Raw genomic sequence first — 25,431 nt, 5'->3', positions numbered from 1 at the left:
TTATTCAGCCTTAGTAATATCTTTACGCATTTCATCAACATTGAATTTAGCAAAGAGATATTGACGGTCTTGAACTGGGAAGCGTTGATCGAGTTGGTCAACTGGTCCAACTTCAATAATACCATTCTCGATAACAAAATCCATAACGTGACCACCGAATGTCAAGTCATCTGAAATAAAATGGAGATGGTAACCAGCAACACTCACACCGTGGAACATTTCAGGTGTCCAGATACCAACGATTGTACCTGAAATATTATCAGATTCATACTCTGGTTGATGAGTCGCAACTTCAGCAAATTTCGTATCAGGAGTAGACTTAGGTATCATGCGGACATGCATGTGCTTAAAATGCCCTTTAATCTTGATGGAACGGAAGAGATTAACCCCATCATAGTAAGATTCAATACGATCCTCAAGTTCTTTATCAGTCATTTCAAAACGTTGACGGAAGATAACTTCAGCTTGGTGAGGTACGACTGCTGCATAGGGAACTTTTTCATCTGGAGAAACTTCTACCACTTCGACTTTACCTTCAGAGCCTTTAGCTTGATAGGCTTTACCGTCAAGAACAATCAACTCACCATCGATAGAATCTAATGTTCCGAGACCCAAGTCTCCATGCTCTAACAACTCTCCAACGGTTAAAGTACCTCCATAAAGCCCAGCCATCAAGGCTCCCAAAGTATTATATTGAAATAATTTTATGGCTTCAGACATGTCTACACCCTCTTTTTAGTAAAATTCATCTGGCAAAATAGTTTCGCCGAGTTTAATGTTATCTTTATAGTCAATTGGAACATCAATAAGGACTGGTCCATCTACAGCCTGAGTCAAAGCCTCTTGAAGCAAGCTAGCAAACGCTGCTTTACTTGTTGCACGATAACCTTTGGCTCCAAAGCTCTCAGCATATTTTACAAAATCTACAGGACCAAAGTCAACCCCAGATGAACGACCGTACTTCATTTCTTCCTGGAATTCCACCATATTGTAATGACCATCGTTCCAGATAATATGGACAATTGGCAATTTCAAACGAACTGCTGTTTCCAATTCTTGTGCTGAGAAGAGGAAACCACCATCACCAGAAACAGAAATCACTTTTGTCTTAGGACGAACCAAAGCTGCAGAGATAGCCCATGGAAGAGCAACACCTAGCGTTTGCATCCCATTTGAGAAAAGCAAATGACGTGGTTCATACGATTTGAAATAACGTGCCATCCAAATATAGTGACTACCAACATCAACCGTAACAGTCATATCATCATCTGTTTGTTCTTGCAAAACTTCGATTAAATCTAGCGGATGCACCGTACCTTCATCAGGCTGACGGTCAAACTTAACATCCTCAACAACATTGTTTTTCAAACCTTTAAGATATTCAACCGAACCTTCAGGCAATTTATAACCTTGAATAGCGGGCAAAAGCAAGTTTAAGCTCGCTTCTACATTACCAATCAATTCACGTTCCGGTTGGAAGTAAGTGTCCACCTCGGCCGGCTCAACATCAATAACGATGATACGTGCTGAAATTTCAGCATTCCAGTTACGTGCTTCATATTCGATTGGGTCATAACCAATGGCAATAACTAAGTCGGATTTTTTAAGCAACATGTCTCCGGGTTGGTTACGGAAAAGACCTACACGACCAAAGAAAGTATCTTCTTCAAGGTCACGTGACACGATACCGGCACCTTGGAAAGTTTCAACAACTGGCAATTTAACATGCTTCAAAATTTGGCGAATAGAGTAAGTTACGGCTTCTGATGAGGCACCATTTCCCAAAAGAAAGACTGGCAACACTGCATTTTTAATGGCTTGTGCTAGATAGTTAATATCAGAAACAGATGCTGAACCAAGTTTTGGATCTGTCATAGGCTTAATAGCCTTAACACTGACCGGAGCATCCGTCACGTCTTGAGGAATTGAAATGAAGCTTGCACCTGGTTTCCCTGACTTAGCGTGACGATAGGCATTAGCAACCGTTTCAGAAAGGGTGTTAGCATCATGTACTTCAGCAGCATATTTGGTAATTGGCTCAAGCATAGCAACGTTATTCATTGATTGGTGGGCACGTTTCAAGAGATCTGCACGCTTAACCTGACCACCAATAGCAAGAACAGGGTCTCCTTCATCCGTCGCTGTTACCAAACCAGTAGCCAAATTGGAGACACCTGGACCAGATGTTACCAATACTACACCTGGTTTCCCAGTAATACGTCCAACACCTTGAGCCATAAAAGCAGCATTTTGCTCATGACGGGCAACAATCAATTCAGGTCCCTTATCTTCCAAGGTATCAAAAACCCTATCGATTTTTGCGCCTGGAATCCCAAAGACATACTCAACATCATGGTTGATCAAACTATCAACCACTAAATCTGCACCATACAATTGCTTTTCTTCTGACATGAACACAGTCCTTCTAGCCCTAAAATGGTAGAGCCAACTTTCCTTTCAAGTATAAGTCACAAAGTGTCAAAGTCTGCTCGTTTTTTCACAAACTTTCATCAATTCACAATTCTGTTATCATTATAGCACAGTTTTCAGACAATCTTGTGAAAAAAGGCAGACTAGGTGACTAAAAAAGACAAACACTCAAAATAGCGTTTGTCTACTTTATAAATTAACTATCTCATTTGCTTGTTTTCTGATTTATAAATATTACTTATCAATGCTTAGTTTTTTGAGGTTTACAAACACACAATAACACAGAAGAATAAACAGAGCAAAAACAGCAAGACTTCTGAAAACTAAAACAAGATGACTACTTAAAAAGGCAAAACTTCCTATTACTAAAACAGCAATGCCTGAAAATACAGAATGTAAGGTCTCCGAGTAAATATATAGTTTCTGTAATTCTTTCATGTTAAGTGACAACTGAAAATAATTGGTTTCGATTATCCCCATCATTGTCTGACCTATCGCTAGAAAAACATAACTCATTAGTACTGTATAAATGTTCGAAGATGTACTAAATAAAAGTAGATATAGAACATAAAATGAAAGACCTAAGGCGAAAGCTTTCATATGAGAACTTATTTGTTTCACGAAGCTAAGAAGGAAGCTCATTACTAAGAATGAAACTGCTAAAAATGATAAGGAAAAGGAATACATAGAATCACTAATACCGAGATACTTTGTTAAATAAACAACTTCATAAGTATCATAAACAACTCCAATTGATCCCACAATAACTCCAGATAATAGAACTAATGCAATTTTTTTGGATCTCAGAATGTTAAATAATGTAATGTTTAAATTTTGTTTTTTTCTTTCTTCTTTCAAATTTAAAGTCGAAATATTTGGTAAAAATAAAAGACTAGTAGCTCCCACTATCAAAAGAAGAGCATAAACTGCAAACAATAAAAAGTGACTTTTATTAATAAATAAACCAACAAACAACGGTGCTAAAAAATAAGATACTGAACCAATGCTTGTATACCTAGCGTTAAACTTAATCAATGAATCCTTGTCTATAATAATTGGTACACAACTATATAATAAACTGGAAAACAATACATTGACAACCTCAATTATGAATACAACTAATAGGACAATTATATGGTTTAATCCAAAACCTAGTAAGAAAAGTAAGATTGCCTTTGTAATTTCTAACAGAATAAGCAGGTATTTTCTGCTCAGTTTACTATTTGAGATATTAATCCTATTTGTAACTATTGCAGCTAAACACTTTACCACCCAAAAATACATAACTAATTGCACAGAAATTCTAGACAATAGAATGTTGATCAAGATAGTATAACCATACTCTGAGATTAACGATGAGAAACGATTAAAATAAATACTCAATGCTGCATATTTTTTTATTTTCAATATTTCCTATATCCTCCTTAATTTTGATTTAACAAATTGAATCATTTGGTAAAAAATGTGAGCATTATCACTTCCAACCATCGGATTGTACTCAACTATATCACAAAAATATACCTTATCAGAACATAAAATTTTGGAAATTATTCCAAGAAAATCGTTCATTTGAAATCCTCCAATAATAGGATATGATACTGAATCAAAAACAGATGGATCCAAAACATCAATGTCTATTGATAAGTAAATATCTTTTGACTCATCAATATAACTATCTAACTTTTTCAAAACTCTACTCTTATTTAACCAATACTCCTCCATTGAGAGGATGATTATTTTATTATCAAATGAACTAGGAAACTCAAAATTCCTTTCCCCAATGATAATTATTTTTTCAAAAATATCGGTTAAAAAACTTAAAAAATTCCAATTTTTTACAACACTTTCAAAGTCTTTGAAGTAATCTAAATGAGCATCTAAAACAATTAAATATGCTCCCTCTCGAACAGTGGCCTTTGCTAATAGATAAGTAACTGAATGATCTCCTCCTAAAGCAATCTGAACTTTAGATTCAGCAATAGTTCGACTTAGACTTTCTAAATCAATAGAAAATAAATCTTGATTACCTAAATTAATTGTAATTATATCAGAATCTTTCCTATCATATAACATCGCTTCTTGATAATATTTTGTGGGAGCAAATCTCGCTCCTGGAATTCTACTTCCACCATCATAAATAATAGATAATATTTTCATAAACTCATTGACTTTGGCTTAATCCCAGTTAAATTATATGCTAACTTGCACTCCTGTATATCGGGACTCCCAATAGAACCTCCGAAAAACTGAGCTCGACTTCTACACCCACCTTGACAAACATAATTTGCAGGGCATTCATTATAATACTTACATCGTACATTTCGAATATGATTGAAGAACTTCGAATTAATCCAAATATCATTTAAAGTCTTTTCATTAATGTTACCTCCACAAAATTTAGTGGAGGATAATGTCGGACAAAATCCAACATCACCTGACGAATTTATAAACACATAAGAATTGCCAGCACCACAATAAAATGATTCAAATGTGGATTCGGATATATTATTACAATTTGCTTGAATATTGGGAATACACAAAATAGCATTATTGAATTCTTCATCACTAATTGATAGTCGATTATTCCTTTCAAAAGGTAAAAACCTATCAAAAGCATATTTCACATCTAATCGATCAAACAACTCCAAAAAATACTTCACTCCACTAATATTCTTGTTATTCAAAACAACATTAACAGTAACAGGTACTCCTAAACTCCTAAAATATTCAATATTCTTAATTGTTCTCTTAAATGTACCTCTTCCTCTAATTGAATCATGTATTGTTTCATTCCAACCATCTAAACTAACTTTTAGTCTTATACCATCATATCTTTGAATCAATATTTTAAAATCTTCAGGAATATATACAGCATTTGTAAAAATTGTTGTACACATTCCCTCTTTTAATACTTCCTCGATAATTTCACTTAATCCCTGTAATAATAATGGTTCGCCTCCAGTGAAATCAACATCCATTACTCCTAGCTGCTTAGCTTCATATACTATACTTGAAATTTTCTTTCTATCGAGCTCCTTTGAATAATCAGGTAAATAACAATGCATACATCTTAGGTTACATTTGTTCGTGACCTCAATCTGTATCACTTTTAATGGTATTTTCGTTGAAAATTCAACAATTTTAGTGTTGGTCTTAGAGAGTGATATTTCATTGTTATTTAGAAAATCTATAACATTTTTTATTACCTGACTCTTTGAATCAGAAAACTTTTTCAATGAAAATTGGTACATAAATTTTAAAGCTAAAAATGTAGCTAAATTTAATGAAAATAGTTTATTATTCCTATTATTCCTGAGTATTCCTTGCTTATTGTACCAATTAAAAAAAATCGAGTAAACATTGCTCGTCATATTAATTCCCTGCAATCTTCCAAAAATATTAATATAAAAACCAAAGGATTAGAAATAGACTCTAATCCTACAATCAGTTCTATTAGACAGACGGTGGGCAACGACCTTTGAGTCCATCAATCAACTCTGTAGCAACAGAAGGTTTAATTTCCATAATGTCAATAGATAGACCGCTAGAAACAACTTCTTCTTCTTCTAATTCAATTTGTGCAATAGCATCACTAACTTGCATCGTAATATCCTCCATTATTTATTTAAGAATCAATAAGTACCCATAACAAATCATAGAAATCATTCTTTATCTATAAAATTTAGCTGAAAATGCTTTGAAATTATCTTATTAAACTGATTTGCAATAATAAAGTATATGTTATCTGTTCGTATATATGATATTTTTTTATAAACATCTTCACAAACTCTCTTGTAAAGATTCCAAAATTGATTTGCTTGTGAACTTGTATAAGATAAGGGTATACTTCCCCATCTAAAATCTAAATAATATATATACCATTTTTCATATTCTTTAAACTCTGTAGTGCCATCGGCAGTCTTTGTTCGATAATACTCTGATAAAGTGTTTTTAAAATTGTTTTGATACTCAATCTCATATTTCAGCCTTTCCTCTGAAACATGCAAAGACGGACTAAAAACTGGCACCCCAGTTTTAATATATCGTAAAACTACATCCTCTATATCCTTGTACCTCTGCCCCTCACCAAGGTTCAGTTGAAATGTCGGACAAGGAGTAAAAGAAACAATATAGAAGTTCTGAATTTTCTTAATATGAAAAGGATATAATTCACAAGTTAATGGCTTGTTCAAGCCTAAATCATTTATCGTACAACCCAATTCAGAATGAAACCAGCACTTTTTACCACAACTCAACAATGAAACACTATCATCACTAACAATAAAATCTTTAAGATACGTGCGTTTTAGAAAACTTGCTGTCTTTGCATCAAGTAATAAAGAATTATTCACATGACAACAAGATCCTCTACACTTTTCACAATTATAAGAGATAATATCATCTAGAAACGTATAATGAATGATATCTTCTGAAATCTGTTCAGGAAATTTAATAATTCTCATATCAATAATATATCATTTAATTTTGACACTGATAATTTATACCATATACACAAATCCAACTACATTTTTAACACTCCAGATAAATGATTTTCAAATTTTATAGCTAAATTCTCACTATTAGCCAGCTTCATTGCAGCAATACACTTCTTCATTTCTAGAATAGCTTTATTGCTCCTATTCTTCTTTAATTCATATAAATTTTTTGAATAATAAAACACTAATTTCTCGTAAATCTCAGTTTCCGTAAAACAACTATGATTTAACTGTTTTTCAAAATACAACGCATCAATATACTCATCTCTTTCAATACTTATGATATAACAATTTAATAGCATTGTTGAGTGTAACCTTCGGTAGTTTGGTAAATCCTTGTAAAATTCTGAACGTTTACACATTTCTCTTGATAAAAGCATCATTGTTTGATGATTCAATACATCTACAGTATTCGCAAATAACAGTAGTTCGTAACAACCCCAATATTCTACAGAGAATAGGTAGTCTGATAAATATTGGATATCAGATTCATCATAGTAACTTTTGTCTGATAAGTCCTATAAACGAATTTTTATTAAAATAGTATTTAGAGTATAAAAAGTCTCACGCTTTTCGATTTTTTCTACTTGAGAGATTAATAACTTTTCCATACCTGACACGTTCCTTGCTGAAACAAATAAACTAATCTTTTCTAAGATTTCATTAAACTCATCTCTCTGAAAGTCGTTTGCTGCATACATAAACTCATCAATAGGCATATTTATCGCATTTAAAGCTGACATAAACTTACTAATTGTCAAATCTGTATTTTCACGTTCAAAGCGGGAAATATGAGATACTGATACGCCTAACTTTGCGATATCTTTTAAGACTAATCCCCTAGACTCTCTAAATTTCTTAAATAATTTTCCATAATCTTTCATAAAAAGCACCTCTTTTGCATATACGAGAATTTCCCAGATAAACTTAAAAGTATTATATCATATAGTGAGATAGGAGGTTAATTTCTATGAATAAAGAAAGTTTTTTAGCTATCTTACTTCTAATTTTTGAAAGCATTATTGTAATTGCTGTTGGCTAAACAAATAGAAAATAAAGACACCACAAAAGTTAGACTTTCGATGTCTAACTTTTGTGGTGTAGTTAAGGTATGATGTTGTTCTCTAATAAGGGTATAATATAAAAAAGACTCTATGATTTCTGTAATAGGTAAAACCACTATAGAGATTATAGAGCTTTTTGAGTGTATACAAAAACTAGTTCTTTATTGGAACAAAGTCAACAACTAATCTAGTATTGGTTGCAGCGGCAATTTCTTCCAATGTTTTATATGTTGGATTAGTGGTGCCATTCTCTATACGTCCGATACTAGCCTGACTTTTTCCCATACGATCAGCAAGTTCTTGCTGAGTTAAATTGATATTCTCTCTTAATTGTTTAATTTTATGCGATAGCTTTATACACTCGATTTCATTGTTATAGTGCTGTAGAATTTCAGGTTCCTTTTTACTCCTTTCTGCCAAGTATGAAGCAAGAAACCCGTTTCTATCCACTTTATCAAGTGGTGTAAGTTTGATTTCCTTCATGTGCATCTCTCCTTAATAAAATATAGTCAATATCCATACTAAACTTTACAGTCCAGTTTTAAAGGTTGAATCTTTTTCAGCCCTTAAAACTGGATTGCGAGAATCCAGTTTGTGTCATCGCTTGTTCTTATAGTTCGATTTTCGTTTGATAGCTTTCTTCAATTCCTTAGATGGTGTTTTATTTGTTTTTTTCTTAAAGGAGTTTGTGATGATATAAGTAGGTGAAGCCACATTGTCTTCTTCTTCGTTAGCTTTTTCTAAACGGAAAAATAATGAACGGGCGAAAATGCCTTCCGTATTAATTCTAAGCTCAAAGATATCTTTTTTTCTATCTACTTTTCTGACTAACTTTAGAGCCATGGCTTCTGCTATACCGATAGCAGAAACCTCTCGTATCCTTGCGATAACCTTTGACGCTACAGTTAAGGGGAGGGAATCTAAAAACGCTGCAAATTCGTCTTCGTCATAATAAATAAAGGTTAGTTTAGAGGGGGCTTTATTACTTGCTGTTTATGGATTTGAGAGATCCTTAGTATTGTCCATTGGACACCATTACCTTTCCGACGAGCGGAAGGCCTTTCTTTCATTTATTTCCCTTTTGAGGGATTATTTGATATAATTATAGCATATATGATATTAAAAGTCAATATAGGTCAGTCAATTAGGAAGGAAAAAGTTATGAAACATAAAAAAATGAAGCAAAAAAGGCATAAACTAGCCAAAGAACGTAAGAATGTATCAGGTGAGCCAGGAGAACTAATCGCTAAACGATATTTTATGTATTTAAAGCGGTTCCAAGCAGTTGGTTTTTTGAACCCTTTGCAAATTCGGTTAATTGCTGAGACGTTTGCACATATTCCTACTAGTTACTTCTTCGACGAAAATCGTAACGATTGGTGGAATTATTATCAAATGGAGGTTGACTATTGTGAATTTTTGCACTTCAAACCTAAAAAGAAACACCTGATTGCTATCAGATGTTTAACTATTTTTTACCTTTGCAAATTCTCGATTGAGATAATTTTGTAAGCCTTCAAAAATTTCAAATAACTTTAGGTAATTTGACAAACTTGATCGCCCAGGGATGTCCACTACGTCCAAAGAAATCCTATCCAAGTCCTTTTCGTATAGAATACGGAAAGACACCACAGCTTGATCAGAAAAATAATTATCGCCAGCTATAATGTAGCACGCATAAATAATACCAACAGGATTAGCAACCTTCAACTCAATACGAACTGCACCTATTCCTAAGGCATCCACTTGCTGAAAACGTTCCAACATAGCCTGTCGCTGACTAGGAATAAAATTTGTGATATCCATAGTGGCCCTCCCAACTTTCCTTTTGTATATTATAGCCTAAAGCTGAGAAAAATGCTTGCGAAGGGATTCCTGATAAGACTACCTCCCATGAATCCTTATCTAGCTTCTTTATATTCTCTAAAGTCTGATTTTATAGTGTTTATCGTAATGTAGTAAGTGTGTTCTACATGACTAAGTACAACATATTGTTGACGACTACCAAAAATCTCATTGGAAGTTACCTTATCTGCTTTTAGGTCAGTCTATAATTCTGCTACATGCTTTGTATCGTCATTTCCCTAAAAAGAAAAGTATTTAGTATAATCGTAGCATAAATCCTTCCACACTTTGAGAAGGTAAATTTTAAAATCTTCTTTATCATAACTTTTTACAAAAATAGCCAGAACATCACATTCTGACTATCATTCTTATTTCTCATCTTCGTCCATTGAAAGCACAGACAAGAAGGCTTCTTGTGGTACCTCCACCGAACCAATGGCTTTCATACGTTTCTTACCAGCTTTTTGTTTTTCGAGGAGTTTACGTTTACGTGAAACGTCACCACCGTAACATTTAGCCAAGACGTTTTTACGAAGAGCTTTGATATCTGTACGGGCAACAATTTTTTGACCAATAGCCGCTTGGATAGGAACTTCAAATTGTTGACGTGGAATAATTTTCTTAAGTTTATCAACGATAAGTTTTCCACGTTCGTAGGCAAATTCTCTATGGACAATAAAGCTAAGGGCATCGACCTTATCACCATTAAGGAGAATATCCATTTTCACCAATTGTGAACGACGGTACTCTGACAATTCATAGTCAAAACTTGCATAACCACGAGTTGATGACTTCAATTTATCAAAGAAGTCAAAGACGATTTCAGCAAGTGGAATTTGATAGATAACGTTAACACGATTATCATCAATATATTCCATGGTTTCAAAATCACCACGTTTACGTTGCGCCAACTCCATAACAGCACCAACATACTCTTGAGGAACCATAATTTGAGCTTTGACATAAGGCTCTTCAATGGTATCAATACGTGTAGGATCTGGAAATTCAGATGGGTTGGACACTTCAAGCATTTCACCGTCAGTAGTGTTAACATGGTAAACTACTGATGGTGCAGTCATGATGAGATCGATGTTAAACTCACGTTCCAAACGCTCTTGGATAACATCCATGTGAAGAAGGCCCAAGAAACCACAACGGAAACCAAAACCAAGGGCTTGAGACGTTTCAGGCTCAAATTGAAGACTGGCATCATTCAATTGGAGCTTTTCAAGAGCCTCACGCAAGTCGTTATATTTATTTGACTCAATTGGATAAAGACCAGCAAAGACCATTGGGTTCATTTGCTTATAACCATGAAGTGGTTCTGCGGCTGGATTATCCGCAAGTGTCACTGTATCACCGACACGAGTATCCGCAACTGTCTTAATTGAAGCTGCTACATAACCAACATCTCCAGTCGCAAGGTAGTCACGGCCAACAGCTTTAGGAGTGAAAATACCAACCTCAGTAACGTCAAAGGTCTTGCCATTAGACATCATTTGAATCTTATCGCCCGTTTTAACCATTCCGTTAACCACACGCACTTGGAGTATGACGCCACGATACGCATCATAAACAGAGTCAAAGATAAGGGCTTGGAGAGGTGCTTCCACATCACCTTGGGGCGCAGGAACTTTCTCAACAATTTGTTCGAGAATCTCTTCGATACCAATGCCAGCCTTAGCTGATGCAAGCACAGCTTCCGAGGCATCTAATCCGATAACATCTTCAATCTCTGTACGTACACGCTCAGGATCTGCCGCTGGAAGGTCGATTTTATTGATAACTGGTAAGATTTCCAAGTCATTATCAAGTGCCAAGTAAACATTGGCAAGTGTTTGTGCTTCAATCCCTTGAGCTGCATCTACCACCAAGATAGCACCCTCACAGGCGGCAAGGGAACGTGACACCTCATAAGTAAAGTCCACATGTCCCGGTGTGTCGATAAGGTGGAAAATATAAGTCTCGCCGTCTTTAGCTTTGTAGTTAAGCTCAATGGCATTCAGTTTGATAGTGATACCACGTTCGCGCTCAAGATCCATACTATCAAGGAGTTGTGCCTGCATCTCACGACTTGATACAGTTTCAGTCTTTTCCAAGATACGGTCAGCAAGCGTTGATTTACCATGGTCAATATGAGCAATAATCGAGAAGTTGCGAATCTTCTCCTGTCTTTGTTTTAATTCTTCAATATTTGGCATTTTATTCTTTCCTAGTTCTTACTTGTGATTGTTAAAAAACGAACCGTCACCTCCTATTATACAAAAAAGACAGACATTTGCCTATCTCTAATATCTGCTTTATGACTGCATTTAGTCCTTCTTATTTCTTAAAATTATCATTGTAGTGCTTACTAATAATAGCTGAACGCTTGTTCTCTATTGAACTACTTGAAAATGGAGCTAAACCAAAGGCTAGTACAATAATTCCCAATAGAATAAGACTAAAAAACGGGTGCTCAGCAATATAGTGTAAGATGTCTGACATGGGAATCCACCTTTAAAAACATAATTATTTATAACTATATTATCAGAAACATTATGTTTTATCAAGCAAAAAAGAGAGCCATTCGCTCTCCCTTTTAACCTTAATGGAATTGCATACCACCATCAACGATGATTGTTTGACCTGTAATGTAGTTTGAGTCAGGTCCAGCTAGGAAGCTAGCTGCTGCTGCAACATCTTCAGGTTCTGACAAACGTTTGAGGGTAATATCTTTAGCAAAAGTTTGCATACCCCACTCATCATCTTTACCAGCATTTTTACCAACTTCGTGGGCAATGTCAAACATCATTGGAGTCTTAACGATACCTGGTGCATAAGCATTTACAGTTATACCTGAATCAGCCAAGTCACGCGCCAAAGTTTGAGTAATACCACGAACTACGAATTTAGTTCTACCATATACAGTTAAGTTAGAGTTCCCTACGACACCTGCTTGTGAAGTTGCATTGATAATTTTACCACCATGACCAAGTGATTTAAATTGTGCTTGGGCAGCTTGTGCACCTCAGATAACTCCACCAACATTAATGTTAAATGTAAGTTGAAACTGTTCTTCAGTAATAGTGTCAAGGGGTTTTGTTGGTGCCACACCAGCATTATTAACAACAACATTCAAGTCGCCAAAGTGATCAACTACTTTTTGGAAAGCAGCTGCTACTTCAGCTTGTTTAGATACATCAGCTACAACTGCAAATGCTTTATCTGCTGACAATTCAGCAACAGCTTTTTCTGCAGTTTCAGCGTTGTAGTCCAATACTCCGACTCTAAAACCATCTTCAACCAAACGTTTTGCAATCGCAAAACCAATACCTTGACCTGCACCTGTAATAATAGCAACTTTTGACATACGAAATCCCCCTCTACCAATTGGAGTCACAAGCTTAGTAAGAAGCCTTATCTCAATTGGAATACGCTAAGTTAGTCAAGTTCTGGCAAAGTCATTTTCATAGGCTTTGTCTTAACTCATTTAGAATCTTACCACTTTATGAAAGCGTTGTTAATAATTTGTCATGCTTTTTGAAAGCAAATAAGATCACCACTAGTGACCTTATGTGTATTATTTTTCAAACTTAAACCCTAGTGCTTCCATATCGTCCAAGCCACCTAGATTAGTCACCTTAGTATATCCTCGTTCTTTCAGTACTCCTGCAGCAAATTCAGCACGAGATCCCATTTTACAATAAAGATAAATTGAATCGTCTTTTTTAGCTGGAATGTCAGCTGTGAAAAACTGCGTGTGAGGTATTAATAAAGCATCCTTAACATGACCTTCTGCGTATTCTTCTGGAGTCCTGACATCAATTAATAGTCCATCCTGAGCTAATTCTGATTGAATCTGTGCTATATCCATCCTACTCACCAAACCAAATCTTAATTTCTCGAGCCGCAGATTCTTCTGAATCAGAGCCATGAACGATATTTGGAATCATGTCACCATCTGGTGCTGTTGCAAAGTCTCCACGAATCGTTCCAGGAGCAGCATCCCCAGGATTAGTTGCTCCCATCATATCACGCCATGACTTAATAACACCTGGGCCGGACATAATACCAATAACTGCTGGACCACTCATCATGAATTCAGAAATACTAGGGAAAAAAGGTTTATCAGCCAATTGGGCATAATGTTCTTTAAGACGTTCTTCGTCAAGCATCAGCATCTCCATACGCTCAATAACGAAGCCACGTCGCTCAATTCGATCAAGCACTTGACCAATTAGATGGCGTTTAACAGCATCTGGTTTAATAATAAAGAATGTTTTTTGCATATTCCCAACCTTCATCGTTTTCTTTCCATTTTATCATAAGAAGTATCATTTTGCAGAGCTAAACCTTATATAGTCTAAAATTATATCCACAGCAAGAAATTAACAATTTTTCATTAGTTCCCATAAGAAATAATATAGATGTAAATAGACATTTCGAGGTAAATTTAATGACAAAATCTAAATTCCAATTAGTCGGTTCTCTTCTTCGTCCTGCGGATCTCCGTAAATACAAGGACGAAATCGAGCATCGTGACGACATCCAGTATCCTTTCTATGATGCCCTTCCTGGTTATCAAGAAACTGAAACTGCATATATTAAGCGAATTGTGGCTGACCAAAAAGCTAACGGAATTGACATCCTTACCGATGGGGAGTTTGGACGTTCTATGTGGCACTAGGACTTTGTCTGGGGACTCAAAGGTATTGAACGCTACATTGCTGAGCATGGTTATACTTTTAAAGACCATGATGGTGGTCAATATGAAACACGTAAAGATATCGGTATTCGTATCACTGAGCCTCTCTCAGGTAAAAACCACCACTACCTAGATATTTACAAATTGGTTAAGGCTGAAGCTGGTGATGAAGATACCAAACAAACTATCTGGGGACCTGCTCATGCCTACACTGAACTTGCTATCTTTGATCGATTGGCTGTTCCTGGACAAGTCTATGAAACAAACGAAGAACTCAAAAAAGGTTTGATTAATGCCTATAAAGAATTCTTGGATGAATACAAGGCTGTTGGTGGTAAAATCGTTCAATTTGACGACTGCCTCTGGGAACTTTTTGTCCCATCAAACCCTGCAAGTTTCTACTCAGACGGCAATGGTGATTTGGCAGAATTGGCCGATGAATTTGTTGCTATCAATAACGAGGTTGTTGACTATACTCACGAACTTGGTTTAACGCTTTGGACACACAACTGTCGTGGTAATTATGAAAGCCGTTCTGCTGCTGAAGGAACTTACGAAGACATCGCTAAGAAATTCTTTGGCTAATCGATATTTCTATTCGCTCCTCTCTAAAACGAAAAGCCTTCACTCTTGTGAGGGCTTTTTATGTTAGCATCAAGCATCTATAAAAGTTTGCAAATCCTTAAGAGCTCTTTCTGCGATTTTTTCATAACGCTCTTTCTTGTCACGAATACGTGGGCCTTCTAATTCTTTGATAATACCAAAGTTAACATTCATTGGTTGGAAATGTTTGCTTTCAGCATGTGTCACATAATATGGAAGGCTACCGATTGCTGTTGTATGAGGGAAAATAACTTCATCTTCACCCTTAAAGAGACGGGCTGCATTGATTCCAGCAACCAAACCTGAGGCAGCTGATTCAACATAACCTTCAACACCAGTCATTTGTCCAGCAAAGAACAAATTAGGGTTTGATTTTGATTGGAAGGTCTGTTTAAGCAAGTTTGGCGAATCCATGTAAGAGTTACGGTGCATTACCCCATAACGAACAAATTCTGCATTTTCAAGACCTGGAATCATTTGGAAGACACGTTTTTGCTCTCCCCATTTGAGGTGGGTTTGGAAACCAACGATATTGTAGAGGCTACCAGCCGCATTGTCCTGACGAAGCTGAACAACCGCATAAGGTGTCTTGAAGTCACCATCACGTGGACCCATATAATCTTCAGGATACTCCAAACCAACTGGTTTCATAGGACCGTAGAGCATTGTTTTAATACCACGTTTAGCCATAACCTCGATAGGCATACACCCTTCGAAATACTTTTCTTTTTCAAAAGAATTCAAAGGAGCTTCTTCAGCTGTAGTCAAGGCCTCATGAAAGGCCATGAACTCTTCCTTGGTCATTGGACAGTTTAGATAAGCTGCTTCACCCTTGTCATAGCGTGACTTAAGGTAAACCTTGTTCATGTCGATAGTTGCTTTATCAACGATTGGTGCAGCGGCATCATAGAAATAGAACCCGTCTCCACCGTTAAGCTCATGAATCTTTTCAGCTAAAGCATCAGAAGTTAGGGGACCTGAAGCAATAACTGTAATAGCATCATCAGGAATTTCTGTGATTTCTTCACGGATAACTTCAATTAAGGGATGACTTTCAATTTCAGCTGTCACTGCTTCTGCATAGCCTTCACGGTCCACCGCCATGGCACCACCTGCTGGCACACGGTGAGCTTCTCCATTACGCATAATGATAGAGTCCAAACGACGCATTTCTTCTTTTAGAAGCCCTACAGCATTGGTCAAGCTATCTCCACGGAAAGAGTTAGAGCAAACCAATTCTGCAAAATTTGTTGTCTTATGCTGTGGTGTTGCTTTGACCCCACGCATTTCATAAAGTTTTACTGGAATACCACGTTTGGCAATCTGATAAGCCGCCTCGGATCCGGCCAAACCAGCTCCAATCACGTTAATATAATCTGCTTTTGATTGAGACATGACACTAATACCTCTTCGGAAACAAGATGAAATCCTGCTCCCACAAATCTTTCTTCATTTTTACTCTTAGTAGTATAGCAAAAAACTCCTCATCTGGCGACTAGGAGTCATCTGTATTTAAAAGGGGTAAAATGATAGTCACTTTAGCACTACCCGTGCCATTGTCATTTGCAAGAGAAAGACTACCATAGTGTAAACGAATAATATCATTGGCAATAGTCAGACCAAGGCCACTATGATTGCGACTCTGTCTGCTTTTATCCTCTTGATAAAATAGCTGAGTAGCGTTTTCAAGAGATTCAAGGGAAAATCCAGGACCAGAATCAAGGCATATAAACTTGAATTCATCTTCTTCTACCCTAGCGGTCAGGAGCAACTGACTGCCACTGGGTGTATGCTCTACGGCATTTGAAACAATATTCATAATAGCTCGATTCAACAAGGGCTTATCCCAATTGCCTATGCTTTCTTTCGCAATTTCCTCCTTGTCAAATACCACATTGATTTGTTTCGTTTGAGCTAATGACAAGGTTTGATCGTAAATGTCTTCAACAAATTCCTTAACTGGAACTTCTTCAAGCGTCAGGGTCTTCTTCAAACTCATTTTGTTGAGTTCTGACAACTCTTTTACATAAGCATCAACCTGTGCAATACCTTTTTGAAAATGCTCTAACAACTCCGTTTGATTTTCATCCAAGGACGTCATAGCTAAGAGTTCCGCATTTCCACGAGCAACTGTTAGGGGCGTCTTTAAGTCATGTGTCAGGGCAGAAATCTGATTTTGTTTATCTTGCTCTGCCTTCCAATTTTCCATCAAAGACTCACGAAGTGCTATACGCATATGATCCAAACCACTTAAAACCTGATTAAATTCCTTAATTGTAGACTGAGAAGTTTGAAAATCCAAATCTTGTTGGGAAATTTTTTCAGTAACCCTTAATATAGGTTTAAGTTGCTGACTCAATTTATTTGCATAATAAAAAGTTAAAATAATAAATATGATTAAGATAGATACAAACATTGAACTAATTATCATAAGATCAGCATTGGGGAAATGCTGGTTCATCCACTCATTACGGTACCGAGGTGATAGTTGATAATTGACAATGACTATGCCATCTGATCGTTCAAAAGACTGAAAATAGCCGTATTTCTCACCGTGAGCATTCTTGAATTGGTAATTTAGTAAGGATTCTTCTTGCAAGTTAACAGGCATGTTAGACTTTTTAAGCTTAAAATCCCTAGTTAAAAAGACATAACTCGTACCATCAGGTAAAATCTCGGGATTAAAGACCTTAGAAGTTTCAATATCACTTCTCACAGCAGACAAATCACTCTCAACTTGATTTGCTGGAATCACAACTCCAAAACGATAAGACAAGCTGAATAAATACAAAATAAGAAGACTGCTGATTACAGAGAGAATTGTAAGACTGACGACATAAGATAACAAGATTGTTCTTAAAGAGTGTTCTCGTTTTTTTATTAGTGCCACTTGTAACCAATCCCCCAAACTGTTTCAATAGGATTTTGCCCAACTTCTTTAAGCTTTGCACGGATATTCTTGATATGTTCAGCCACTGCTGCCGGACTGCCTTTATCCTCATAGCCGTACAAATGCGTGTAGATTTGTTCTTTTGAAAAGACTTGGCCCTTATTTTCAGCTAAAAACTGGCAAATACCATATTCCGACTTTGTCAAATCTAACAACTGATTCTCAATATAAAGCTCTTGAGCAGACAAGTCAAACTGAAACTCCCCAAGTGAAAGCTTTTGGTGACGCTCACGATGTTCACGTCTCAAGTGAGCTGCAACACGCGCTTGGAGTTCTTTAACCCCAAATGGTTTGCAAATGTAATCATCCGCACCATAACTCAACCCTTGGACAATGTCTGCTTCTTGCGTTTTAGCTGTAATAAAGAGGATTGGGCAATCCACCTGATTTCGAATCTCATGGCAAAACTGTAGACCGTCAACATCAGGCATCATAATATCCAGTAAAATCAGGTCAAATCGAGGTAAAGAGTTCTTATCCAAAACCAAAACACTTGTAAGCCCTGTCACATTATGGTTTTGGAGCTCTAAAGCCTTTACAACCAATTGAACAATATCTTTTTGATCATCAATAACAAGTATTCGAGCCATAGCCTTTCCTTTCCTTCAAAGTTATCTTTATCATATCATCTATAGAAGATAACTGACAAGGCGTAAAGTAGATAAATATGGGTTGGGTAAAAAACATAGAACAAATATTTTGACCCTTTCCCTCTTTGACCGTTATAAGAAAGCATTAAAGGTGCTGAAAATATTTCCATCCATTCAAAGTATTTGAATATTAAATCGTGAAAAGAAGGTCTACTTAAAACAATCGCCATTAGCAGCCAAACGAGACTAACACTCATAAAAGCAAGCACTTCTTTCTTAAGATTCCTATGACAAAGATACATAGCGATACCGGTCAAAAGCAACCACGTTCCTCCATCATTGATAAATGTATGGACTGGCAATACTGTGAAATTGAGTAAATTTAGTAGAAAACCAAACATAGGTTTGTTCACACTTAGCAGATAAAAAGGCACCATTAACCATGGAAGCAACAATGGAAAAAGTAAAGTTGGTATCCCTTTAAGGTATTTCTTTTCTTGAATCCATGCAATCCCTTGAAGAGCAACGAGCAAAATTGCGAATGACGACAGCATCATATTTTGTGGAAAGAAACCATCTGGTCTAACTAGAGGATGTAGAAAATTATAGAATCCAAATTGAATCAGTCCCATCACAATTGCTAAAGAATAAATCTTTAGGAAGTATTTCTTCCGGTTGTGGGTATGAATAAAACCCTCAATCACACAAAAAAGGAACAATGGGGCCGCTAATCTACCAATCATAGCAAACCAAATAGGGATTTTCCCTGTATAATCAAAAAAATAATGAATGTGGTCGAATACCATAGTAATTAGGGCTATATATTTGAGTTGGAAACCTGATAAACTTAAACGTTTCATAATAACTCTCCTTTCTTTTCATTCTTAGTATAAAAAACAAATTTAAGGAAAGTATCAGTTTTTTTGACAAAATACAGAAAGCTATCCCAAGTCAAAACTTGGGATAGCTTTCTTCTTTATTTTATAACAGATTCTTTGTAGTCACACTCTTCCTTACTACAGATAACTTGCTTGCCACCACCACGTACTTTCTTCTCCACGAGGTAATCGCCTGATTTAGGACAGTTACGTCCAATAGGGATATCCCACGAGGTAAATTCACAGTCTGGATAGCGATCACAACCATAAAAGACACGATTGCGTTTTGTCTTACGCTCGATAACCTGACCTTGCCCACAGGTTGGACAAGTCACACCAATTTCTTTAGTAATAGCCTTAGTATTGTGACAGTCTGGGAAGTTACTACATGCATAAAACTTACCGTAACGACCTAGCTTGATAACCATTGGATGGCCGCAGAGGTCACAATCAAAACCAGCAGGTTCATCCTTGATTTGGATTTTTTCAATACCTTCTTCAGCTTTTTCCAATTCTTTTTGGAAAGGTTTGAAGAATTCATCAATAACCTTCTGCCATTGTTCCTTACCGATTTCAACTTTATCGAGTTTGGCTTCCATCTCGGCAGTGAATTTAACATCCACGATATCTGGAAAGAATTCTACAATTAAGCTATTAACGATTTCACCGAGTTCAGTTGGTTCAAAACGTTTAGCCACCAATTTGACATAGTAGCGACGTTGAATAACATCAAGCGTTGGTGCATAAGTTGACGGACGACCAACGCCATTTTCTTCCAAAGTCTTAATCAATGTCGCTTCAGAGTAGCGTGCCGGTGGTTGCGTAAAGTGTTGTTCAGGCGTTGTCACAACCTTCTTAATCGTATCACCTTCAGCCATTTCAGGAAGCATTTTATTCTTATCAGAGTCGTTGTAAACGGCCATATAACCGTCAAACTTGATTTGACTACCATTTGCAGTGAAAATGACACCATTTTGAGACAAGGTCACCTTCATCGTATCAAATACTGCAGCCGCCATCTGACTAGCCACAAAACGATTCCAAATAAGGGTATAGAGCTTAAGCTGATCCTTATCCAAATACTTAGCAATACTTTCTGGTGTTTGGAAAACATTTGAAGGACGGATAGCCTCGTGAGCATCTTGCGCCGCTGAACTATTTTTCACCTTGCTTCCATGTTTAGAATACTTAGAGCCAAAGCGTTCTGTAATAAATTCAGCCGCTTGATTTTGAGCCACTGGACTGATACGTGTTGAGTCCGTACGCATATAGGTAATCAAACCTTGAGCGCCTGAACCAAGATTAATCCCTTCGTATAACTGTTGTGCAACCATCATAGTCTTACGTGTACGGAAGTTGATTTTATTAGCAGCATCCTGTTGTAGTGATGATGTTGTATATGGCAATGGCGCATTACGACGTCGTTCTTTTTTCTCTACCTTATCAACGTTAAAGTCGTCACTTATGATACGAGAGAGAACGTCTTTAACATCGTCATTATTGTTGAGCTTGAGCTTTTTACCATCAAGACCATAGAAGCTAGCCTGAAACTTCTTAGCACCCTTCTTAAAGGCACCATCAATTGTCCAATATTCTTCTGGTTTAAAAGCCTTGATTTCATTCTCACGGTCAATAATAAGCTTAAGAGCTACCGATTGCACTCGACCTGCAGAAAGACCTTTCTTAACCTTCTTCCATAGAAGTGGTGAGATAGAGTAACCCACAATTCGGTCCAAAACACGACGAGCTTGCTGAGCATCTACTAAGTCCATGTCAATGGCGCGTGGCTCTGCAAAGGCATTCTTCACCGCGTCTTTAGTGATTTCGTTAAAAACTACACGATTCTTATCTTCTGGCTCTAATCCAAGTATATGTGACAAATGCCATGAAATAGCTTCCCCTTCACGGTCCGGGTCACTTGCGAGAAAGACTTTCTTGGCTTTCTTAGCTTCTTTCTTTAATTCTTTGATAAGGGGTCCTTTACCACGAATATTGATATACTGTGGTTCGTAGTTGTTTTCAAAATCAATAGACATACTTGATTTTTTCAAATCACGGATATGCCCTACTGAAGCAACAACTTTATAGTTGCGCCCAAGGTACTTCTCAATGGTTTTCGCTTTGGCTGGAGACTCCACGATAACCAAATTTTTCTTCGGTGTCGCTCTCTTTTTAGTCGCCTTTTTAGCCTTTGTTTTCTTCTTTGCTTTAGTTTTTGTTGTCGTTGCTGTCGCCATAGACTATTTCCTTATAATGTTATAAACTGGCTGCGCCACTAATCTGTCTAAAATATAGTCACAAGACATTAAAAAATGAAACATCTTGGACCAAGCAACTAACATGATACCGTCCTTTTCTTTAACTGTCAATAAGAAACTTTTTTTCTATAGGAGAAGTTTGATTTTTATGAAAATTCTGAAATGATGTCAAATCCTGTAGTAATGCACTTTGCGCCCTCTTGAATGAGGTGATGGCATCCATCCGATTTTCCATCTAAAATATTTCCTGGTATGGCGAAAACATCTCTTCCTTCTTCCATTGCACGCTCACAAGTAATAAGACTTCCCGAGCGAAGCTTGGCTTCAACCACCATAACCCCTTGACACAATCCAGAAATTATCCGATTTCGTTCAGGATAATGGTATTTAAGTGGCTGTTCACCCGGTCCGTATTCTGTAAGAACTAAATGATTTTTAGCCATATAGTCCTGTAAAGCTTTGTTTTCTTTAGGATAATATACGTCTAGCCCAGTCCCGATAACTGCAATGGTGTTACCTTTATTTTTTAAGGCCTCCATATGAGCACAAGTATCAATTCCACGCGCCAAGCCACTTACAATAGTAAAGGCATTCCCAAGTTCATGAACAATTTTTCGAACAGACTGTTTGCCTGTTTCAGAACACTTTCTGGCACCAACTACTGCTAACTTGGGTTTACTTAGCAAATCAATATTCCCTTGATAAAAGAGGAGAACAGGAGGATTATAGGAATGTTTCAGCTCAATGGGATACTCCTTATCAAAAATTGATAAGGTCGGAAAACGTTGAAAATCTTCCTTAAGCTGCTTAACATCCAAATTCTTGTATTTTTCCATAAAGAGAACGGCATTTTTAGACTTAGATACCACTGCCATATCACGTAAGCTCAATTTTTTATCTTGATTTTTTTGATAGTCTAAAATGTTAAGGATGTTTAAATTCGTCAATCCAGCAGCTTTTAGTTTAAAAAGTTCAAAGTTATTCATCTAACTACCTCCATTTCATTATTCGCAAGAAAAAACCAAAAAAGTCCCTTTATGGAACTTTTTTTGACTATAAGGCATTTTCAGAAGTAAAATATGATGCTGCTCCTAAGAGGTTACTATCGTTATGGAAATGACAAGATTGAATTGATATCGGATCAAAACCTAATTCGGAATCTTCATTAAATGACTCTTCATAAGCATTAACAAGACCTTCTATCAAAGAATTTTGTCTGCTAATGCCTCCACCAATAACAACTCTATCCAACTTGAGGAAACTCTGCAAATTAAGAATCAGAACAGCAATTTCATGACAATAGTCCTTAAATAGACGTTTTAGTTGTCCAGAGTGATTATCATCTAAAGCGGAGAAAACAGCTAAACCATCGTCCTGTTCTAAACCAAGTATTTGACTAGCTTCATGAACGAAACCTACCGCAGAACCTTTATTAGCGACAAGACTAAATAGAGCTTGCTTAAATAGCCCCAACTGGAAGGGAGAACGGTTTGACCCAAGCTTTGGGGACTTGGAGCACGCAAATATTGGGTAACCGACAGAGGTGTTAACAAGGCTCCCTGTGAGACAAGTCCTAAGCCAACACCAGTACCCAAAACCAAGGCAGCACCACAATCTAAATCTTGTAAACTACCATATCTTGCTTCAGCCAAAGCTGCCGCATCTGCATCATTAATAACTTTTACAGGCAGTTGAAATATTTTGGACAAGCGTGTCCCAAGAGGAATAGATGTTAAATAAGGGATAAGGCCACCCTTGAAAACAAAGCCATGTTTACTATTAATTTTGCCTGGACATGCAATGGCAATACCAGAGATATCATTCTTAAATGATGAGACTATGCTTTCTAAAATCCGCCAAAAGTCGTCAATTGTCGTTGGAGTTGACTCTTTAGATTGACTGCTAATTCTAAAATCATCATCAACTAATCCAAATTTGATAAAGGTCCCTCCGATATCAATAGCTAAAATCACTCCACTTCACCTACTTTTTTATTATTGACTTTATTGGTTCAAAGCTTCTTCTATGAATTGGCGTGACACCAAACTTATCTATGCCAGACAAATGTTCTTTGGTGCCATAGCCTGCATTTTTGGCAAAGGCGTATCCAGGAAACTCCTGCTCATAATCAGCCATCATCTTATCCCGAGTTACTTTTGCTATGATAGAAGCTGCTGCAATAGATAGAGAATTAGCATCCCCTTTTATGATTGAGGTTTGTTCTATAGGTGAGTCCAAATTCATGGCATCAATTAGCAAATGTTCAGGTTGGGGATTGAGTTTTTCAATAGCTTCTATCATGGCTAACTTGGTAGCTTCATAAATATTGACGTCATCAATCACATAATTATCCTTCATACCAATACCGACAGCTACTGCCTCCTTCATTACCTGATTATAGATAGCTTCATGTTTAGATTTTGGAATCTTTTTACTGTCATTTAGACCTTTTATTTTGCAAAGCTTTGGTAAAATGACCGCAGCCGCTACAACTGGGCCAGCTAAAGGACCACGTCCAACTTCATCGACACCTGCGATGAGTTCTATTCCTCGAGCATAGAGTGATTTCTCATAATTAAGAAGCGTTTCTAAACGTTCTTCCTCAGCAAGTTCAGCGAGGATAGCCTTACGGCGTTGCCTAATGGCAGCTTGTACACCAGTCCGACTATCTTCCTCAAAACTTGCCCATCTAGGGTCGTCAAGATCCCTCAAAATAGCCAATTGTTCCTTGACTTCTTTAATTGTCGCCATCAGTATCGACCCCAACAATATCAAGAGTATAACGGCCTAGTTTTCCATCACGAACATCTTTGACAAAAAGATTGTAAAAACGGTCATAATCTTCACGAAAGCCAAGTTTTCGAGTCATTTCCATGATGATTTCTGGTGCTTCTTCTTCAAGGTCAATCCCTTTAAAGTGTTCCTCTAGTCGTTCTGGGTAGTAAGTTTTAAAGTAGTTGAGACCAAAAATCGTGACTTCATCCATTGGTAATAACTGGTCCTTGATGGCACCAGTTAAAGCGAGTTTCAATCCAACCAATTCATCTTCAAACTTAGGCCATAAAATCCCTGGAGTATCAAGAATTTCTAAGTCCTTATTAGACTTCAACCACTGTTGACCTTTTGTAACGCCAGGCTTATTTCCCACAACAGCAATCTTTTTACCAGCTAGGCGGTTCATCAAGGTAGATTTTCCTGCATTTGGAATCCCAATAATCATGGTTCTCAAGGTCTCTTTCTGAATACCACGTTCACGTAGTCGTTGAATCTTTTCAGTCATAAGACTCTGAGCAGCATCTGTTACCAATTTAACTGTAGATTGTTCCTTGGAATTAATGGCCAGGGTTTTAATCCCTTGACTCTCAAAATAGGTACGCCATTCTTTCGTACGATTATCGTCAGCAAGATCAGCTTTATTGAGAATTAAAATCTTTGGTTTATCGCCAACAATTTTGGTCAACATAGGATTCTGACTTGAAAGTGGCAAACGTGCATCCACCAAAATCGTTACAAAATCAACATGCTTAAGATTTTCCTGAACCTGTCGACGGGCCTTAGACATGTGACCTGGAAACCATTGAATAGTAGCCATGTATGCTTCTCCTTTTGTATTCTTAGCAAAATATCATT

General features: G+C 36.8%; 22 protein-coding genes and 4 pseudogenes. 1 reads left to right on the top strand and 25 read right to left on the bottom strand.

The window, feature by feature from the left end; all coding sequences use genetic code 11:
- From budA to ndk, 16 genes and pseudogenes are all read right to left on the bottom strand, one after another.
- Complete coding sequence (gene budA / locus E3C75_RS07495) at positions 1-720, bottom strand: acetolactate decarboxylase (protein WP_084828786.1); 720 nt, start codon at positions 718-720, stop codon at positions 1-3.
- Between the two features lie 15 nt (positions 721-735).
- Positions 736-2,412, bottom strand: coding sequence for an acetolactate synthase AlsS (alsS, locus tag E3C75_RS07490; protein ID WP_002950643.1), 1,677 nt, complete (start codon positions 2,410-2,412; stop codon positions 736-738).
- 252 nt (positions 2,413-2,664) lie between these two features.
- Entirely contained in the window at positions 2,665-3,837 is a 1,173-nt protein-coding gene (locus tag E3C75_RS07485) for an MFS transporter (RefSeq protein ID WP_011681092.1), read from the bottom strand.
- A 6-nt stretch (positions 3,838-3,843) separates the two neighbouring features.
- Positions 3,844-4,587 carry an arginase family protein gene (locus E3C75_RS07480; RefSeq protein ID WP_011225905.1) on the bottom strand — a complete coding sequence of 248 codons (744 nt, stop codon included), beginning with the start codon at positions 4,585-4,587 and terminating at the stop codon, positions 3,844-3,846.
- Positions 4,584-5,801, bottom strand: a complete 1,218-nt coding sequence (locus E3C75_RS07475) for a radical SAM/SPASM domain-containing protein (protein ID WP_014727516.1) — start codon at positions 5,799-5,801, stop codon at positions 4,584-4,586. Before E3C75_RS07475 ends, E3C75_RS07480 begins: the two co-directional genes overlap by 4 nt.
- Positions 5,802-5,883: 82 nt before the next feature.
- Entirely contained in the window at positions 5,884-6,033 is a 150-nt protein-coding gene (locus E3C75_RS11180) for a KGR family RaS-RiPP peptide (protein ID WP_167740666.1), read from the bottom strand.
- Between the two features lie 59 nt (positions 6,034-6,092).
- Positions 6,093-6,893: a Fe-S oxidoreductase gene (locus E3C75_RS07470; protein WP_084828783.1), complete on the bottom strand. Its 801-nt coding sequence runs from the start codon at positions 6,891-6,893 to the stop codon at positions 6,093-6,095.
- A gap of 59 nt (positions 6,894-6,952) precedes the next feature.
- Positions 6,953-7,810: pseudogene (locus E3C75_RS07465) on the bottom strand (Rgg/GadR/MutR family transcriptional regulator).
- A gap of 333 nt (positions 7,811-8,143) precedes the next feature.
- Positions 8,144-8,473, bottom strand: coding sequence for a helix-turn-helix domain-containing protein (locus tag E3C75_RS07460; RefSeq protein ID WP_002947901.1), 330 nt, complete (start codon positions 8,471-8,473; stop codon positions 8,144-8,146).
- 114 nt (positions 8,474-8,587) lie between these two features.
- Positions 8,588-8,869 (bottom strand): type II toxin-antitoxin system RelE/ParE family toxin, encoded by a 282-nt coding sequence (locus tag E3C75_RS07455; protein WP_231907530.1) that lies wholly within the window; start codon positions 8,867-8,869, stop codon positions 8,588-8,590.
- Positions 8,870-9,454: 585 nt separating this feature from the next.
- On the bottom strand, positions 9,455-9,796 hold the full coding sequence (locus E3C75_RS07450) for a hypothetical protein (RefSeq protein ID WP_111679588.1): 342 nt from the start codon (positions 9,794-9,796) through the stop codon (positions 9,455-9,457).
- Between the two features lie 407 nt (positions 9,797-10,203).
- Positions 10,204-12,036 carry a translation elongation factor 4 gene (gene lepA / locus E3C75_RS07445; RefSeq protein WP_002950637.1) on the bottom strand — a complete coding sequence of 611 codons (1,833 nt, stop codon included), beginning with the start codon at positions 12,034-12,036 and terminating at the stop codon, positions 10,204-10,206.
- Between the two features lie 121 nt (positions 12,037-12,157).
- Complete coding sequence (locus E3C75_RS11175; protein ID WP_167740665.1) at positions 12,158-12,322, bottom strand: hypothetical protein; 165 nt, start codon at positions 12,320-12,322, stop codon at positions 12,158-12,160.
- Positions 12,323-12,422: 100 nt separating this feature from the next.
- Positions 12,423-13,187, bottom strand: a pseudogene (locus tag E3C75_RS11690) ((S)-acetoin forming diacetyl reductase).
- 210 nt (positions 13,188-13,397) lie between these two features.
- Positions 13,398-13,691 (bottom strand): rhodanese-like domain-containing protein, encoded by a 294-nt coding sequence (locus tag E3C75_RS07435; RefSeq protein ID WP_111679587.1) that lies wholly within the window; start codon positions 13,689-13,691, stop codon positions 13,398-13,400.
- A 1-nt stretch (position 13,692) separates the two neighbouring features.
- Complete coding sequence (ndk, locus tag E3C75_RS07430; RefSeq protein WP_002947909.1) at positions 13,693-14,106, bottom strand: nucleoside-diphosphate kinase; 414 nt, start codon at positions 14,104-14,106, stop codon at positions 13,693-13,695.
- Positions 14,107-14,273: 167 nt separating this feature from the next.
- Here ndk and E3C75_RS07425 point away from each other — a divergent pair.
- Positions 14,274-15,098: pseudogene (locus tag E3C75_RS07425) on the top strand (uroporphyrinogen decarboxylase/cobalamine-independent methonine synthase family protein); the annotation flags it as partial.
- Between the two features lie 78 nt (positions 15,099-15,176).
- Here the strand turns inward: E3C75_RS07425 and trmFO are convergent.
- The 9 genes and pseudogenes from trmFO to ylqF all read right to left on the bottom strand — a co-directional run bounded on the left by trmFO (position 15,177) and on the right by ylqF (position 25,393).
- Positions 15,177-16,520, bottom strand: coding sequence for a methylenetetrahydrofolate--tRNA-(uracil(54)-C(5))-methyltransferase (FADH(2)-oxidizing) TrmFO (gene trmFO, locus E3C75_RS07420; protein WP_024009878.1), 1,344 nt, complete (start codon positions 16,518-16,520; stop codon positions 15,177-15,179).
- Positions 16,521-16,620: 100 nt separating this feature from the next.
- Positions 16,621-17,916, bottom strand: a complete 1,296-nt coding sequence (locus E3C75_RS07415) for a sensor histidine kinase (RefSeq protein ID WP_111679777.1) — start codon at positions 17,914-17,916, stop codon at positions 16,621-16,623.
- Positions 17,917-18,005: 89 nt separating this feature from the next.
- Positions 18,006-18,665, bottom strand: a complete 660-nt coding sequence (locus E3C75_RS07410) for a response regulator transcription factor (RefSeq protein ID WP_084825952.1) — start codon at positions 18,663-18,665, stop codon at positions 18,006-18,008.
- Positions 18,666-18,700: 35 nt separating this feature from the next.
- The gene (locus tag E3C75_RS07405) at positions 18,701-19,525 is read right to left on the bottom strand and encodes a TraX family protein (RefSeq protein WP_011681087.1); all 825 of its coding nucleotides are present in this window, start codon (positions 19,523-19,525) and stop codon (positions 18,701-18,703) included.
- 116 nt (positions 19,526-19,641) lie between these two features.
- The gene (gene topA / locus E3C75_RS07400) at positions 19,642-21,780 is read right to left on the bottom strand and encodes a type I DNA topoisomerase (protein ID WP_084825951.1); all 2,139 of its coding nucleotides are present in this window, start codon (positions 21,778-21,780) and stop codon (positions 19,642-19,644) included.
- 167 nt (positions 21,781-21,947) lie between these two features.
- A complete protein-coding gene (dprA, locus tag E3C75_RS07395; protein WP_011225887.1) occupies positions 21,948-22,787 on the bottom strand; it encodes a DNA-processing protein DprA in 840 nt (279 codons plus the stop codon).
- Between the two features lie 67 nt (positions 22,788-22,854).
- Positions 22,855-23,774: pseudogene (locus E3C75_RS12140) on the bottom strand (ROK family protein).
- Positions 23,775-23,784: 10 nt separating this feature from the next.
- Positions 23,785-24,552 (bottom strand): ribonuclease HII, encoded by a 768-nt coding sequence (locus E3C75_RS07385; protein WP_084825950.1) that lies wholly within the window; start codon positions 24,550-24,552, stop codon positions 23,785-23,787.
- Positions 24,539-25,393 (bottom strand): ribosome biogenesis GTPase YlqF, encoded by an 855-nt coding sequence (ylqF, locus tag E3C75_RS07380; protein WP_084828773.1) that lies wholly within the window; start codon positions 25,391-25,393, stop codon positions 24,539-24,541. Before ylqF ends, E3C75_RS07385 begins: the two co-directional genes overlap by 14 nt.
- Positions 25,394-25,431: the final 38 nt, after the last annotated feature.

The organism is Streptococcus thermophilus, from assembly GCF_010120595.1.
Lineage (GTDB): Bacteria > Bacillota > Bacilli > Lactobacillales > Streptococcaceae > Streptococcus > Streptococcus thermophilus.
The sequence above is the reverse complement of the archived record's forward strand: the minus strand, read 5'-3'. Positions and strand labels throughout refer to the sequence as shown.